The 14,888-nt window shown below is 72.5% G+C and carries 17 protein-coding genes; 10 read left to right on the forward strand and 7 right to left on the reverse strand.

The genetic code is table 11. The annotated features are described in order from the left end of the window. Positions 1-13 precede the first annotated feature (13 nt). From ACTHAM_RS00380 to ACTHAM_RS00395, 4 genes are all read right to left on the reverse strand, one after another. Positions 14-982: an ABC transporter permease gene (locus ACTHAM_RS00380; RefSeq protein WP_440683617.1), complete on the reverse strand. Its 969-nt coding sequence runs from the start codon at positions 980-982 to the stop codon at positions 14-16. Beyond that, the gene (locus ACTHAM_RS00385; RefSeq protein WP_440683619.1) at positions 979-1,932 is read right to left on the reverse strand and encodes an ABC transporter permease; all 954 of its coding nucleotides are present in this window, start codon (positions 1,930-1,932) and stop codon (positions 979-981) included. Before ACTHAM_RS00385 ends, ACTHAM_RS00380 begins: the two co-directional genes overlap by 4 nt. Then, positions 1,929-3,068 (reverse strand): ABC transporter substrate-binding protein, encoded by a 1,140-nt coding sequence (locus ACTHAM_RS00390; protein WP_440683621.1) that lies wholly within the window; start codon positions 3,066-3,068, stop codon positions 1,929-1,931. The genes ACTHAM_RS00385 and ACTHAM_RS00390 overlap by 4 nt, the downstream gene beginning before the upstream one ends. Positions 3,069-3,210: 142 nt before the next feature. After that, positions 3,211-4,260 carry an FUSC family protein gene (locus tag ACTHAM_RS00395; RefSeq protein ID WP_440683623.1) on the reverse strand — a complete coding sequence of 350 codons (1,050 nt, stop codon included), beginning with the start codon at positions 4,258-4,260 and terminating at the stop codon, positions 3,211-3,213. Between the two features lie 81 nt (positions 4,261-4,341). On the opposite strand from ACTHAM_RS00395, the gene ACTHAM_RS00400 reads away from it, so the two are divergent. The 8 genes from ACTHAM_RS00400 (at position 4,342) to ACTHAM_RS00435 (ending at position 10,523) form a co-directional block, all read left to right on the forward strand. After that, complete coding sequence (locus tag ACTHAM_RS00400; protein ID WP_440683624.1) at positions 4,342-4,869, forward strand: MarR family winged helix-turn-helix transcriptional regulator; 528 nt, start codon at positions 4,342-4,344, stop codon at positions 4,867-4,869. A gap of 195 nt (positions 4,870-5,064) precedes the next feature. Continuing rightward, the gene (locus tag ACTHAM_RS00405) at positions 5,065-5,553 is read left to right on the forward strand and encodes a hypothetical protein (RefSeq protein ID WP_440683626.1); all 489 of its coding nucleotides are present in this window, start codon (positions 5,065-5,067) and stop codon (positions 5,551-5,553) included. After that, positions 5,550-5,843 (forward strand): hypothetical protein, encoded by a 294-nt coding sequence (locus tag ACTHAM_RS00410; protein WP_440683628.1) that lies wholly within the window; start codon positions 5,550-5,552, stop codon positions 5,841-5,843. The genes ACTHAM_RS00405 and ACTHAM_RS00410 overlap by 4 nt, the downstream gene beginning before the upstream one ends. Further along, on the forward strand, positions 5,840-6,445 hold the full coding sequence (locus tag ACTHAM_RS00415; RefSeq protein WP_440683630.1) for a hypothetical protein: 606 nt from the start codon (positions 5,840-5,842) through the stop codon (positions 6,443-6,445). The genes ACTHAM_RS00410 and ACTHAM_RS00415 overlap by 4 nt, the downstream gene beginning before the upstream one ends. 83 nt (positions 6,446-6,528) lie before the next feature. Beyond that, complete coding sequence (locus ACTHAM_RS00420; protein WP_440683632.1) at positions 6,529-6,693, forward strand: hypothetical protein; 165 nt, start codon at positions 6,529-6,531, stop codon at positions 6,691-6,693. Positions 6,694-6,806: 113 nt separating this feature from the next. Continuing rightward, complete coding sequence (locus ACTHAM_RS00425; protein ID WP_440683634.1) at positions 6,807-8,786, forward strand: ABC transporter ATP-binding protein; 1,980 nt, start codon at positions 6,807-6,809, stop codon at positions 8,784-8,786. Between the two features lie 92 nt (positions 8,787-8,878). Further along, positions 8,879-9,928, forward strand: a complete 1,050-nt coding sequence (locus tag ACTHAM_RS00430; RefSeq protein WP_440683636.1) for a Fic family protein — start codon at positions 8,879-8,881, stop codon at positions 9,926-9,928. A 106-nt stretch (positions 9,929-10,034) separates the two neighbouring features. Then, on the forward strand, positions 10,035-10,523 hold the full coding sequence (locus tag ACTHAM_RS00435) for a hypothetical protein (protein WP_440683638.1): 489 nt from the start codon (positions 10,035-10,037) through the stop codon (positions 10,521-10,523). A 30-nt stretch (positions 10,524-10,553) separates the two neighbouring features. Here the strand turns inward: ACTHAM_RS00435 and ACTHAM_RS00440 are convergent, their stop codons facing one another. Beyond that, positions 10,554-11,249: a cation transporter gene (locus tag ACTHAM_RS00440; RefSeq protein WP_440683640.1), complete on the reverse strand. Its 696-nt coding sequence runs from the start codon at positions 11,247-11,249 to the stop codon at positions 10,554-10,556. A 20-nt stretch (positions 11,250-11,269) separates the two neighbouring features. After that, the gene (gene aspS, locus ACTHAM_RS00445) at positions 11,270-12,577 is read right to left on the reverse strand and encodes an aspartate--tRNA(Asn) ligase (protein ID WP_440683642.1); all 1,308 of its coding nucleotides are present in this window, start codon (positions 12,575-12,577) and stop codon (positions 11,270-11,272) included. A 409-nt stretch (positions 12,578-12,986) separates the two neighbouring features. On the opposite strand from aspS, the gene ACTHAM_RS00450 reads away from it, so the two are divergent. After that, positions 12,987-13,916, forward strand: coding sequence for an NAD(P)H-binding protein (locus ACTHAM_RS00450; protein WP_440683644.1), 930 nt, complete (start codon positions 12,987-12,989; stop codon positions 13,914-13,916). A 67-nt stretch (positions 13,917-13,983) separates the two neighbouring features. Next, positions 13,984-14,481, forward strand: coding sequence for a MarR family winged helix-turn-helix transcriptional regulator (locus tag ACTHAM_RS00455; protein WP_440683645.1), 498 nt, complete (start codon positions 13,984-13,986; stop codon positions 14,479-14,481). Between the two features lie 7 nt (positions 14,482-14,488). Here the strand turns inward: ACTHAM_RS00455 and ACTHAM_RS00460 are convergent, their stop codons facing one another. After that, a complete protein-coding gene (locus tag ACTHAM_RS00460) occupies positions 14,489-14,854 on the reverse strand; it encodes an iron chaperone (protein ID WP_440683647.1) in 366 nt (121 codons plus the stop codon). Positions 14,855-14,888: the final 34 nt, after the last annotated feature.

The following is a 14,888-nucleotide window of genomic DNA, read 5'->3' on the forward strand; positions in this document are numbered from 1 at the left end:
CGGCGGCAGGGGTCTACAGGCCGGTTGTGCTCACGCCGAGGCCTCGGCGCCGCAGCAGCCGGACGACGGTGCCGAGCAGCACGGCGGTCAGCAGCAGGACGGTCAGCGCGAGGGCCATACCGGCCTGCGCCTCCTGCTTCTGGTAGACGACCAGGTAGGTGGGCAGGGTGTCCTTGAGCAGCAGCGAGGCGAACGCGAACTCGCCGAGCACGAGCGCGGTGGTCAGGCCACCGGCAGCGACCATCGACGGCACGAGGTTCGGCAGCAGCACGCGCAGCAGGACGCGCGGGGTGGACGCCCCCAGGCTCTGCGCGGCCTCGACGAGCGTGCGGGCACCGATCGAGCGCAGACCCGCGTCGAGCGCGCGGTAGGTGAACGGCATCGCCCAGATCGCGTAGAAGGGCACCAGCGCGAACGTGCTCGACAGGAACCACGGAGCCAGGGGCCGGAACGTCGCGGCAACACCGACGACCAGCGCGATCGGCGGCACCACCCAGGGCAGCAGGGTCACGGCCGACAGCACGCCGCGCAGCCGGGGCACACGCACCTCGGCGAGCACGGCCAGCGGCAGCAGCAGCGCGAGCGTGAGCGCCACGGTGGCCAGGGCGAGCAGCGCGGACGTGCGGGCCGCCTCCCACAGCGCGGGTTCGGCCAGCGCGTCGAGCAGCGGCCGCAGCGACCAGCCGCGCAGCAGGTCGTCCGGCCCGAGCAGCACGACCGGCACGTTCTGGAACGCGAACCGGGCCATCGCCAGCTGCGGCACCAGGAAGTACACGGCGACCACGCCGAGGAACGTCCAGCGGACCACCCCGACGAGCCGGCGCCCGGGCGCCGTGGTGCGCGGGACGGCGGCGCGCGGGGCACCGGTGCGGGCCACGTTCCGGGCGGCGCGACGGGCGCCACGTCCGGCCGGTGCCGCGGCGGGCGGCGCTTCGGGCGTCGGTGCGTGCGGTGCGGCCTTGCGGGGCGTCTCGAGGCTCATGCCCGGCTCCATCGTGCGGCTCGGCGCTGCAGGGCCTGCACGAGCAGCAGCCCGGCCCCCAGCAGCGCGATCGTCCAGGTGACCAGCGCGTACCCGAGGTCCTGCTCGCCCGTGATGACGTTGCCCTGCAGCACGAACCGGATCTGCAGCGGCACGAGCTGCCCGGACGAGCTGAGCACGTAGGCGGTGGCGTACGCGCTGAAGGCGTTGATGAACAGCAGCAGCATCCCGCCGAGCACGCTGGGCGCCAGGACAGGCCCGGCGACGGTGCGCCAGTACCGGACGGGGCCTGCGCCGAGGATCGTCGCGGCCTCCTGCCAGGTGCTGCGCAACCCCTCGACCGCCGGGCTGACCACCAGGAACATCAGCGGCACCTGGAAGTACAGGTACACCAGCGCCATGCCGGCGGTCGTCGACAGCGAGAAGCCCGAGCCGACCAGGTCCACGCCGACGCCCAGCAGCGCCTTGGTGACGATGCCCTGCGTGCCGACGGCGGCGACGAACGCGAACGCGAGCGGCACGCCACCCAGCTGCGAGGCGACCGAGCTCCACGAGTCGAGCGCGGGCCGCAGCCACCGCGGCCGGGTCAGGCCGCGCATCGCCAGGGCGAGCGCCAGGCCGAGCAGCCCGCCGAGCAGGGCGGTCACCGCGGACAAGGTCAGGGAGTTGACGAACGCGCTGCGGTACGGCCCGGAGACCGCCCGCTCGAGCGCGGACAGGCCGAACGTGCCGCCCGGGGTGACCGAGCGGACCAGCACGGCGGCGGTCGGCCAGAGCAGGAACACGCCGACGAACGCGAGGAACGGCACGAGGACGAGCCCGCCGCGCGCACCACGGGCCCGGGCTGCGAGCCGCTGCACGGCACCGCCGACGGGCCCGCCCGCCCCGACCCGGCTGACCGGGTGGGGGCGGGCAGGACCGGCGGGTCCGACCGGGGTGGCAGTGGTCACTTGTCGGCGACCAGCGGACCCCACTGCTCGGCCAGCGTGGCCTTCGCAGCGTCGATCTGCTCCTGCGTCGGGAACTCGATCTTCTCGATCGTGTCGGCGTCGGGCAGGTTCTTCGCCAGGTCGGCGTCGACCTTGCCCTCCTCGACGAGCGTGGCGTAGCGGGCCGGGATGGCCCCACCCTCGAGGTAGCCGAGCGCACCATCGTCACCGACGAGGTGCTCGAGGAACAGCCGCGCGGAGCACGGGTGCGCCGACTCGGTGACGACCGACTGGGCGTAGTACCCGCCGTAGACACCATCCGTGGGGACGGTGACCTGCAGGTCGAACCCGGCCTCCTCCAGCTGCGGCACGATGCCGGGGAAGTTGTACGTCCAGTCGAGCGCGATCGGCACCTCGCCGGACAGCAGCGTGGCCTCGGTGACATCGACCGACTGCAGGTTGCCCGACGCCTTGAGCCCCGCGAAGTACTCGATGCCCGGCATGATGTCGTCGAAGCTGCCGCCGTTGGCGAGCGAGGCGGCCATGACGGCACCGAACGCGGCACCGGCCTCGCGCGGGTCGCCGTTGAGCGTGACCTGGCCCTTGTACTTCGGGTCCTCCAGGTCGGCGAACGTCGTCGGCGCGTCCGTGACGATCGTGGTGTTCGTCGCGATGGCCATGACGCCGTAGTACGAGGCGACCCAGTGGCCCTCAGGGTCCTTGAGCGCGTCGGGGATCTCGTCCCACACGGTCGGCTTGTACGCCTCGGCGTAGCCCTCGTCGATCATCTGCTGCGTGAACGAGGCGCCGACGTCGACGACCTCGGGCATGTCGGCCTGGCCGCGCAGGGTCTGGATCGCGGTGATCTCGTCGGCGGAGGACGCGTCGGGGTTCGCGACGGGGGCGTCGATCCCGTAGGTGTCGGTGAACGACTTCAGGATGCCGCCGTAGTTGGCCCACGTGTCGGGCAGGGCGATGAGGTTGACGGTGCCCTCGTCCTTGGCGGCGGCGGCGATCTCGTCGACAGTCGTGCCGCAGGTCGAGGCGTCACCGGCGGTCGTCGTGCCCGCGTCGGTCGCAGCCTCGGAGGACGCGCTGCACGCGGAGAGCGTCAGCGCCAGGGCTGTGAGCGGGACGAGCAGGGGGAGCTTGCGCATCGCGGATGAGTCCCTCGGTCGGGTCGCAGGTCGCGCCGATCGGCGCACCAGGACAGGGGTACTCGCGCCGGGTGGCGGTGCGGGGTCACGACCGTGAACTCCCAGGGACGCCGCGGTGAAGACCTGGACGGACGTCCGTCAGTCAGTGCCGGTGGAGCGCCCCGGCAGACACGAGCGCGACACCGCAGCCGACCGCCGCGCCGATCGCGGTCTCGACGGCCCGGTCACCGAGCAGCGCACCCGTGGAGGCCGTCCCGCCCAGGGTGTTCATCAGCAGGGCGAGCGGGGTGATCGTCAGCATCGCCAGCCCGTAGTTGCGGACGACGAGCAGCTCGGTGACGACCTGCAGCAGCACGACGACCAGCACGAGCACGCCACCCGTCAGGCCGAACGAGAGCAGCACGGCCGCCACCAGAAGCCCGACCGCCGTGCCCGCCACGCGGTGGGCCGCGCGCAGCACCTGCCCGGGGGTGTCGGAGACGGACAGCGGGGCGACGGCCGCGACCATCGCCCACGCCGGGTGCCCGATGCCGGCGAGCGTCGCGACCGACCCGGCGATCAGCACGGCGACCGCGTACCGGGCGGCATGCCGGCGGGCGGCGGGCTCGTCGAGCACCAGGTGCAGCCCGGCGGGCGGCGACGGGAGCCGGTCACGCGTGCGGCGCCGCGGGCTGATCCCGCCGGACAGCCCGACGAGCACCGCGAACGCAGCCGAGGCGCCCGCCACCAGCGCGGCGGCACCGACAGCGCCCGGGCCCGCGGGCACGGACGCGCACGTGGCGACGGCGAACACGGCGAACAGCGGCCCGGCCGGCCGCCACCCCACGACGTCACCGACCAGCGACCCGGCCACGGCGACGAGCGCCGAGGCTCCCACGACCGCCCACCGCGCCGCACCCCCGGTTCCGAGCACCGCCGAGACGCCGGCCCCGCTCACCACGGCCACGGTGAGGGTGATCGCCGCAGCGACCTGCATGTGGGCGCGGCGCCGGTAGCCCGACCCCCGCCCGTACACGGCCGCGAAGGCACCGAACGCCGCGTAGACGGCCCACTGCATCCGTCCCGTCGCAGTGAGCACGCTCAGCGGTGCGGCCACGGCGATGCCCGTCCGGATCGCCACCCAGTGCGCCTCCGCGTGCGGACCGACCCTCAGCAGCTCGCGCGGGTGGGGCAGGTGGGCGGTGACGCACACGCGCAGAGACCTCCGAGGCAGGGGTGGATGGGACTAGTTTACGCGTGAACGATCTCGCCGCCCGCGCCCCCGAGGACCTTCGTGACCCACGACACGCACCCGCCCACGCCCGCCCCCGAGCCCGGCCCCCGCGACGCCATCGACGACGTCCACGACCGCTGGTCAGCCCTGCGCCCCGAGCTCGACCTCGAACCCATGGCCGTCGTCGGCCGGCTCCTGCGCCTCGTCCCTCTGCTCATGGCCCGCTGCGAGACGTTCCTGGCACCCCACGGCCTCAGCCGCGCCGAGTTCGACCTGCTCACCGCGCTGCGCCGCGCCGACCGCCCGGTCAGCCCCGGCGAGCTCACCCGCCAGCTGCTGTTCACCGGCCCCGCCACCACCAAACGCCTGCGCCGCCTCGAGGACACCGGCTGGATCACCCGCCGCACCAACCCCGACGACGCCCGCGGGTTCCTCATCGAACCCACGCCCGACGGTGCCCGCCGGTTCGACGACCTGCTCCCCCGGTACGTCGCCTTCGAGGCGACCCTCATCGAGACCCTCGACCCAGCCGGCCGCGCCGACCTGGCCGGGCACCTGCGCACGCTGCTGGTGGCGGTGGAGGCCTGACGCCCAGCCATCGCCGAGGCACTCCGCCATCCGGACCGCGGAGACCTCGGCCTCCCCGCAGGTACGCTGCGATCCGAACCCCGCGCGCTGCTCCCGGAGGCCGCCCTGCCCCGTCACCTGGTCGGTTGTGCCGTCGCCCTGCCGGAACGGTGGGAACACTGGCCGCCCGGCGAGGGCCCCGCCCACCGCGATCACGTGGCCGCCGAGCTCGGCAGCATCGACGAGGCGCGCGCCATGGTCGCCGCCGCGGTCGACTGGGTCGACGAGCGCGAGGCAACACCCGGGCTGATCGACCTCGCCATCTGGGTCCCTGACCCCACGACTGGCGTCACGGCCGGCGTGCTGACCGTCGTCCTCGCCGACGTCACCCCCGGGCCCGACCCGGCCGGCCGATGGCTGCACGACATCCGGCGGAAGCCTCGACTGCGCGGGATCCGCGTCCTGCACCACGACACCGCACCGGCCCGCGTCAATGCCGGCCCGACAGTCCTCGAGCTGCTGACGACCGCGGACAAGCGCACCGGTCAGATCACCGCGCAGGCGCTGTGGCGCATCTTCCCCGACGACGCGGACGGCGCCATCGGCCTCACGGTCCGCACCACTGAGCTGGCACTCACCCCGGCCCTCGTCGCGGACTCCGAGCTCATCGCCCAAGGCCTCGAACCGCTGTGGGCCGAGGCATGAGCTCGCGTCCGAGCGACGGCATGCACACCGTCCGCACGGCAGGTGTCGGGTTCCTTCTGCCCGAGGGCCGGTGGGGCGTCTCGACGGGCGACGCCGAGCACGTGCCGCAGCTCCGCGCGGACTACTGGCTCGACCCCGACGACGATCGCGGGCTCGTCCTGCTGGCCTTCTCCTCGCCCCTGCTGCCGCTGCGCGACGACCTGGTCGAACCGTTCGACTCGATCGTCGCAGGCGTGCGCCGGGTCCACGACGAAGATGCGACCGCAGGCCCGACGGAGACGGCCGCATGAGCGAGTCCCGGCACTCGTGGGGCATGCTCACGTTCCTGGCGATCCTTGCAGTCGGCTTCCTGGTCGGCGTCTACCAGGTGTGCACCGACGGCCCTCTGGACCAGCAAGTGGCGCTCGCGGTCCTCGTGACGTTGGTGGTCGGCGGCCTGTGGGCATTCGCGCGGCGCAAACGGCGGCAATCGCGCCGCCGGCAGGCAGCGGTTCTCAGCCGTCGACCGGGCGCGCTCGTGCACGAGGTCTTCCCCGACGTCACTTTGGCAGCGTCCGCCCGCAAGCTCGGTGAGACGGTCGAATTGGCGTCCCTGCAGCGCACGGGGATCACGGTGTCCGTCGACGCCCGCGGCATCGCCCTCTGGGCGAACGGGGACCGGCCCGTGCTCGACCTGGCCGCCGCCGACATCGACGACGTCACCGAGTGCGCCGGCTACGCGAGCATCCTGCGCTCCTCGGCAGTACGCATCTCCGTCCACGGCGTCTCGGTCCAGGTAGTACCCGCGCGGCGGGTCGACGGAGCCCTCTGGCCAGCAGCCCGGCGCACGACGGAGCGACTGGTGAGTGACGTGCGGGTAGCACTTGGCACCGGAACGGCAGGGGCGCGATGAGCTGGCAGCCGCTCACGAGCGGCGCGGACCCGGTTCCAGGAGACCCAGCGGCACTGAGTCGCTCGGCCGCGGACTACACCGCGGTGGCTGAGCGCACCCAGTCCGCCGCAGCACATCGTGAGGCACGGATGACGACGCTCAAGCTCGACCCGGCAGCACTCGAGGCAACCGCCCAGGACCTGCAGGTCGTCGCGAACGAGTTCACCGCCGCGGACGCGAACGGTGAGGCTGCCGCGGCGCTGCGCTGACGATCAGCACGGCCCGCACGATCGGTCGACCACGGGAACACGCGGGGGCACACCCCGGTTGACCTTCACGGCGACGGCCGCCCCTCCGGGCCGCGTCACGGAGGAGGCGCCTGATGGCGATGCAGCACGGTGGACCGCCCCTGGCGACGTTCCGCCAGGACGACTCGGTCAAGACCCACCACCTGCGCACCGGCACGGTGCGTCGCGTGCTGCGTTTCGCCACCCCGTACCGGCGGGCGCTGGCCGGGTTCCTGGTGCTCATCGCGCTCGACGCGGCCGCCGGTGCCGCCACCCCGCTGCTGGTCCGCCGGCTCATCGACGACGGCATCAGCGCCGGCGACAGGGGTCTGGTCGTCGGCATGGCCGTCGGCATCGCCGCGCTGGCACTGGTGGCGGCGGGACTGAGCGTCGGTGAGCGGTGGGTGTCCTCGCGCATCGGTGAGGGCCTGATCGCGGACCTGCGCACCGAGGTGTTCGACCACGTGCAGCGGATGCCGTTGGCGTTCTTCAGCCGGGCGCGCACGGGGGCGTTGGTGCAGCGGCTCAACGGTGACGTGCTGGGCGCGCAGCAGGCGTTCACGTCGGTGCTGCAGAACACCGTCAGCAACGGGCTGACCATCGTGTTCGTGCTGGCCGCGATGCTGTCGATGTCGTGGCAGCTGACGCTCGTGTCGTTGGTGCTGGTGCCGGTGTTCGTGCTGCCCGCCCGGTGGTTCGGCCGCAAGATCGCGACGATCACGCGCGAGAGCTACGCGCTGAACGCCGATGCGTCGCAGACCATGCAGGAGCGGTTCAACGTCGCCGGGGCGCACCTGGTGAAGATCTTCGGCGACCCGGCCCGTGAGTCCGCGGCGTACGCCGAGCAGGTCGGGCGGGTGCGGGACATCGGGGTGCGGCGCGCCCTGTACTCCACGTGGTTCCGCGTCGGGCTGACCACGGTCGCGGCGATCGCGACCGCCATCGTCTACGGCGTCGGCGGCGTGCTGGCCATCGACGGTCAGCTGACCGTGGGTGTCGTCGTGGCTCTCACGGCCTACCTGGCCCGGCTGTACGGGCCGCTGACAGCCATGTCGAACGTGCAGGTCGACGTGATGACCGCGCTCGTCTCGTTCGAGCGGGTGCTCGAGGTGCTCGACCTGGAGCCGATGGTCGCCGAGAAGCCCGACGCGAGCGACCTGCGCGCCGAGGTGGCCGCACACGGGGCGTCCGTCGAGCTGGACCACGTGGGCTTCCGGTACCCGTCGTCCGACGAGGTGTCGCTGGCTTCCCTGGAGGCGGCGGCCGCGCTGCCCAACGACCCGGTCGCCGACACCCTGCTCGACGTGTCGTTCACCGTGCCCGCCGGGCACCTGGTCGCCCTCGTCGGGCCGTCCGGGGCCGGCAAGACGACGATCTCGCAGCTCGTCACCCGCATGTACGACCCGACGCGCGGCACGGTCCGCGTCGCCGGCACCGACCTGCGCAACGTCACGCACGAGTCCCTGCGTGCCACCGTCGGGGTGGTCAGCCAGGAAGCGCACCTGTTCCACGACACGATCGCGGCGAACCTGCGTTACGCCCGCCCCGAGGCCACCGACGCCGAGCTGGAGCAGGCCCTGCGGCAGGCGCACGTGTGGGACCTGGTCGCCTCGCTGCCCGACGGCACGGCGACCGTCGTCGGCGACCGCGGCTACCGCCTGTCCGGCGGCGAGCGTCAGCGTCTGGCCATCGCCCGGCTGCTGCTCAAGGCCCCCGACCTGGTGGTCCTCGACGAGGCGACCGCCCACCTGGACTCCGAGTCGGAGGCCGCCGTGCAGGCCGCCCTCGACCAGGCACTCGCCGGGCGCACGTCCCTGGTCATCGCGCACCGCCTGTCGACCATCCGCGCCGCCGACTCGATCGTCGTCCTCGACGGCGGACGCGTCGCCGAGCAGGGCACGCACACCGACCTGCTGGCCCGCGGCGGCCTCTACGCCGACCTGTACCGGACCCAGTTCGGCGCGACGGCCTCCCCTGCGGATGCGGCAGACGCCGGCGAGGAGCCGGACGTCGACCTGGACGAGACGCCGGGCATCGACCCCGCGACGGACTCCCTGGTCGGCACCACGCCTTGACGCGGCGCCAACGCCCTATCCCACAACCAACCTGCTAAACATGCTAATTTGCATCGTCACTTAGCATGTTTAGCAGGTTGGTTGGAGCCTTGATGAAGTCCTTCGACGATCTCGACACGCTCGTCGGCGCGGTCCCGTTCTCGATCGTGAACGACCTGCGCACCATCGACACCGGTCGCGGGAGCGAGGCTCTGTACCGCGACAAACTTCCCGCGCTCCTGACGAGCCTTGCCGACCGAGCCAGGGTGGCGAGCATCGAGGCGTCGTCGGCGATCGAGGGTGTGGTCGTCGAGGATCGCGCCCGTGCCGCCGACATCGTCGCAGGCAGGGCCGACCAGCTCCACGACCGGAGCGAGCAGGAACTCGCCGGCTACAGGGCTGCGCTCGACTACCTGTACCAGGAGCAGTGGCGCCCGCTGAACGTCGGGTTGATCCTTCACCTGCATCGCCTGCTGTTCCAGTTCACCCCCGTCCCCGGCGGACAGCTGAAGCAGGTCGAGAACCTCGTCGTCGACAAGATGACCGACGGAACCAAGGTCAAGCGGTTCACACCGGTGGCTGCCGCTCAGACGCCCTACTACCTCGACGAACTCATCGGGCGCTACCTCGCCGCGCAAGCCGCAGGACGCCACCACCCGGTGATCCTGACCGGGCTGTTCGTGCTGGATCTCCTGACCATCCATCCGTTCGTCGACGGAAACGGTCGGATCACCCGCGCACTGACCAACGCTCTCCTGCACGACGCCGGCTACGACGTCACCCGGTACGTCTCGCTCGAGACGGCAATCGCCAGGTCCGCCGACGCGTACTACGCGGCACTGCTGGCGTCGACCGCGCACTGGCACGACGGCGAGCACGATCCGTGGCCCTGGTTGCGCTACTTCGTCGGGCTCGTCGCCGGCACCTACCAGGACTTCGCCACCCTCACGTCGCGGGCCCGCTCCGGCGGCAGCAAGCAGGACCGCGTCCGCGAGTACGTCCTGGACCACGCGCCGTCCACGTTCCAGATCGGAGACGTCCGGGCCGCGCTGCCCGGAGTCTCCGACCAGACGATCCGCCTCGCCTTGGGCCAGTTGAAGGCGGAGGGGCGTATCGAACCGGACTCGCTTGGACGAGGGGCCACCTGGAGCAAGCGCTCCTGACCGCTGCCCGCTTGGCTCGGTGTCGAGCATCTGCGGCACCGCGGTGAACACGAGCCTGTGAGACCGTGGCCACCGAGACGAAGATCCGACGCGGGGGGGCGAACAGATGACCGTCGAGACCACCGGTGGGCGGAGGGGCCGGGCGATGCTCGCCGGGCGGGCGCCGGGTGCCGCGTCAGCGATCACCCTGGTGCTGGTCATGACCGGCTGCACCTCGACAGGCATCACACTGAGGGACTCCAGCGAGCTCAAACCATGTGAGGTAGCAGACACCATCGAGACCGTGACGATTCCCGTCGAGGACCTCTCGCAGTACGGCGAATGCGATCTCGCCGGTGTCTGGCTCCTCTACCCCACGGGGGACACACGTGAGGTGGGCGCTCCAGCGGTGAACTCAGGCGGCGACGCCTCCGACGACTCGGTGATCGGATGGACGAACTGGGGTCCGGACGGCGTAGCCGCGTGGCGTCAGACCGACGATTCCGTGACCGTGTGGGGCACACCGGCGGGGGTGCAGTTGTCCATCAGGGGCATGGCTGAAGACGGCCGCGCCGAAGGATCCCCCGCCCGTCCCACCACCACCGCCACTCCCTAGCCTGGGGCGGCAACGGTCCGCGCCTGCCTACTAGTCGCAGCAGTCGTCCCGCGGCTCGTCCTCGCCGCCGATCAGCTCGGCCAGCGGTGTCCCGCAGGCGTCGCCCTCCCAGGCCTCCATCCCCTCGCGGACGGCGAACGCCGCGATCAGCAACGCAGCGATCGGGTCGGCCCACCACCAGCCGAGCGCGCTGTTGAGCACCAGCCCGACGAGCAGCACGGCCGACAGGGAGGCGCAGATCAGCGTCTGCCGGGAGTCGGCCACGGCCGAGGCGGACCCGAGCTCGAGGCCGGTGCGCCGCTCGAACCACGAGAACCCCGGCATGACGAGCAGGCTCACGGCGGCCAGCACGATGCCGACGGTGGAGTGCTCGGGCGCCGACGCCGTCAGCAGCGCACGGGCTGCCTCGACCGTGACGACCAGCGCGAGGCCGAAGAACGAGAACGCGATGACCCGCATGGCCGTCCGCTCCCGCGCCTCGGGGTCGGGTGCGGCGAACTGCCACGCGACCGCGGCGGCCGAGAGCACCTCGACCACGGAATCCAGTCCGAACCCGAGCAGCGCGGACGACGACGCGAGCCGCCCGGCCGTGAGGGCGACGACGGCCTCGACCACGTTGTAGGCGATGGTCGCCGTGACGACCCAGCGGATGCGTCGACGCAGCACCGCCCGACGGGCGGCATCCGGCGTGCGCGCGGTGCCTGCTGCGGCAAGGGACTTCGACATGGGCCCATCCTCCCCCGCGGTCAGGGCGTCAAGCGGTGCAGGTCGCGTGGGAACAGGGTGACCTCGCGGATGTTGGAGGCCTCGACGAGCCGGCCGACCCAGCGTTCCAGGCCGATGGCGAACCCGCCGTGCGGGGGCATGCCGTGCGCGAAGGCCTGCAGGTACGCCGCGTACGCGTCGGGTGACTCCCCGCGGGCCTCGATGGCGGTCACGTAGTCGCCGTACCGGTGCAGCCGCTGACCGCCGGTGACCAGCTCCATGCCCCGGAACAGCAGGTCGAAGCTGTTGCTCCACGGCCCGCCGGGGTGCGGATGCCCGGTCCACGGGTGCGTGTAGAACGGGCGCTTGCGCAGCGGGTAGCCCTCGACGGCCAGCAGGTCGCTGCCGAGCTCGTCCTTCGCCCAGGCACCGAGCGCCCGCTCGTGCTCGGGTGCCAGGTCGGGCTCCGCGGGGTCGGCGCCGACACGACGCAACGCCTCGGCGAAGTGCACGACGGGGATCTGCGCCGGCACGACGGGCAGGGTCAGGCCGAGCCGTCGCACGGCCTGACCGGCATGCTCCTCGATCGCCTCGACCATCCCCGCGAGCACGTCGCGCAGCACGGCGAGCACGTCCCGGTGGTCGTCGACGAACCCCAGCTCGGCGTCCAGCGAGACGTACTCGGCCAGGTGCCGCACGGTGTCGTGCGGTTCGGCGCGGAACACCGGGCCGGTCTCGTAGACCCGTTCGAACACCCCGACGAGCTGCTGCTTGAAGAACTGCGGGCTCTGCGCCAGGAACGCGGGGCGGCCGAAGTAGTCGACGGGGAACACGTTCGCACCGGACTCCGTGGCCGAGGCGACGAGCTTGGGCGTCGAGACCTCCGTGAAGCCGGACGCGTCGAGGGTGCGGCGGAACCCGCGCAGCGAGGCGGCCGCCAGCTCCCCCTTGGCCCGTTGGTGGGGGTGCCGCCAGGTCACCGGCGCGTGGTCCAGGAGCGTCGGCAGCGCGGCGGACAGCCGCGGTCGCCACAGCTCGACGGGCGGTGTGAGGGCCGGGTCGGTGAGTGCGGTGATCGTCGGCCGGGTCACCTCGACGCCTCCTGGGGCCCGCTCACCGGGTGTGGCGAGGCCGATGACCTCGACGGTGGTCTCCTCCGGCGGCACCTGCTGACCGTCCTCGGGGCGGACGACGACCTGGGCGAGGCCGCTGCGGTCGCGCAGCACCAGGAACGTGACGGCGCGCAGCTCGCGACGGCGGTGCACGTGGCCCTGCAGCCGGACGGTGCGGCCGGGTGCGGCGGCGCCGAGCTCGGCGGCGAGGGTGCGGGCGGGTACGGACGGTCTCATCGGTCCTCCAGGTCGCTCGAGGGCCCTGGAGGTGCGGGCGGGGGCTGGGTCGCTGTGCCACCGCACCTTCGCCGACGTCGATCCGTCGGCCTCTCGTCGGTTCGCCGGGACGCGCGGGCGCCGCTCGCCTGGTCCGCGTCCGGCCGTGGTCGGGTGCGGGGGCCGAGGGTCGTCACGCCTCGCGTGCGCCGTGCCGAGGCTAGGTCTGGCGCGTCGGGCCGGGCAACGGCAATACCCCGCCGACGCCGACGCCGTCCCGGTCGGCAGTCGGCCGCACTCACGGGACGTTGGTCATACCTGACGCGTCAGGTGATGCGTCAGCGTAGAGGCGTCGACAGCAGCGACCGGTGACGACGCCGGCCGACCGCCCTGTCCGTGACCCGTGCCCGCGCGACCCAGGAGGACCCCGATGACCAAGTACGTGATCAACGGCGTGGACGGCCACTTCGGCTCGGCCGCCGCCGCCCTCGCCCTCGAGTCCGTCGCCCCCGAGGACCTCATCCTGACCAGCTGGGACGTCGAGGCGATCCGGCACTGGGAGGACAAGGGCGTCACCGTCCGCCAGGCCGACTACGACGACCTCGCCATGACGACCGCGGCGTTCGAGGGCGCGGACGTCGTCCTGCTCATCTCCACGATGAAGGTCGGGCCCGTCCGTCAGCAGCAGCACCAGAACGCGATCGACGCCGCCGTCGCCGCCGGTGCCAGCCGGATCGTCTACACCTCGTACCTCGGTGCCGGCGACCCGGACGCCAGCTGGTACACCCTCACCGACCACCGGTACACCGAGAAGGCCATCCGCGAGTCCGGCCTGACCTGGAACTTCATGCGCGACAGCCAGTACCAGCAGGCCATCACGCAGATGCAGGCCGCCGCCGCGATCCAGACCGGGTTCTGGTACACCAACAGCGAGCCGGGCAAGATCAGCATGGTCCACCGCGACGACTGCGTGCGCTCGGCCGTGGCCCTGCTGCTCGGCAAGGGCGAGCCCGACACCGCGTACGACATCACCGGCCCCGAGCTCGTCTCGTTCCGCGAGTGCTACGAGATGATGGTCGAGCTGTCCGGCGCCGCCATCGAGTTCGTCGAGATCACCGACGAGCAGATGTACGACATGTTCCACGCCATGGGCGTGCCGCGCTGGGCCACCGACGACTTCTCCGCCTCGCCGTTCCCGTGGTGCAGCGAGGACATGGTCACCAACGGTTCGGGCATGCGCACCGGGGGCATGGCCGTGCTGTCCGACGCGGTCGAGCGGCTCACCGGGCGCGCGCCGATCTCCGTGCGCGACACGATGAAGGCCGACTCCGCGAACTGGCCGATCGCGCCGGCGCGCTGAGCCGCGGCGGTCGGGTGGCAGCGGCCGCACGCCGACCACCCCCACCCGACCGCCTACGCTCCTGGCCATGACCGACGAGCTGCTGAGCGAGACCCAGCGTGCGGCGTGGGTCGCCTACCTCGACCTGTCACGCGTGTTCTTCACCGAGCTCGAGCGGGACCTGCAACGCGTCGCCGCGGTGTCCGTCGCCGAGTACGAGCTGCTCGCCCCGCTGCTGGCCCACCACCCCGAAGGGCTGCGACCCAGCCGGCTCGGCGCCGCCGCCGACTGGGACACCAGCCGTGTGTCCCACCAGCTGCGCCGGATGGAACGCCGCGGGCTGATCCAGCGGGTGCGCGACCCGGAGAACGCCCGGGCCAAGATCGTCGCGCTCACCGACCTGGGACTCGAGGCCGCACAGGCCGCCGTGCCCGCGCTCGAGCAGTCCGTGCGCACGCTGCTGTTCGACCCGTTGGACGCGCAGCAGACCGACAGTCTGCACACGCTGTCCCGCGCCGTGCTCGACGCGCTGGCCAGCCGCCGTACGGCCGAGGCCGGCGCGGTCGTGGAGTTCCCGCGGCTCTGACCGCCGACTACGCCCGCGCGCCGTCGATCTCGTCGCGCCGCGCCGTCACCAGTGCACGCACCACAGCGTCGGGCAGCGGCGAGGCGGGCTGGAACCGGATCGTGCCCTTGGCGGTGCTCGTCCCCGCGACCAGGGCCACCTGTTCGGCCACCGCGGCCACCGCCGCCGGGCTGAACGGGTACAGGCCGATGTGCTTGGCGGCCCGCATCACCGAGAGCAGTGGCTTGCCGCGGTAGGTGAGCGCGGGCATGCCGTAGCCGAGACCCTCCTCCACGTCGGGCACCACCTCGCGGGCCACGGCGTACACCCGCCCGATCGCGTCCGCGTCGGTGGGCTCCAGCTCGGTCAGGTACGTCGTGACGGTGCCGCTCACGTCCACCACCTCCGCCGACCAGCGTGGCAGCGCG

The sequence above is a fragment of the Cellulomonas soli genome, assembly GCF_052036975.1.
Lineage (GTDB): Bacteria > Actinomycetota > Actinomycetes > Actinomycetales > Cellulomonadaceae > Cellulomonas > Cellulomonas soli_A.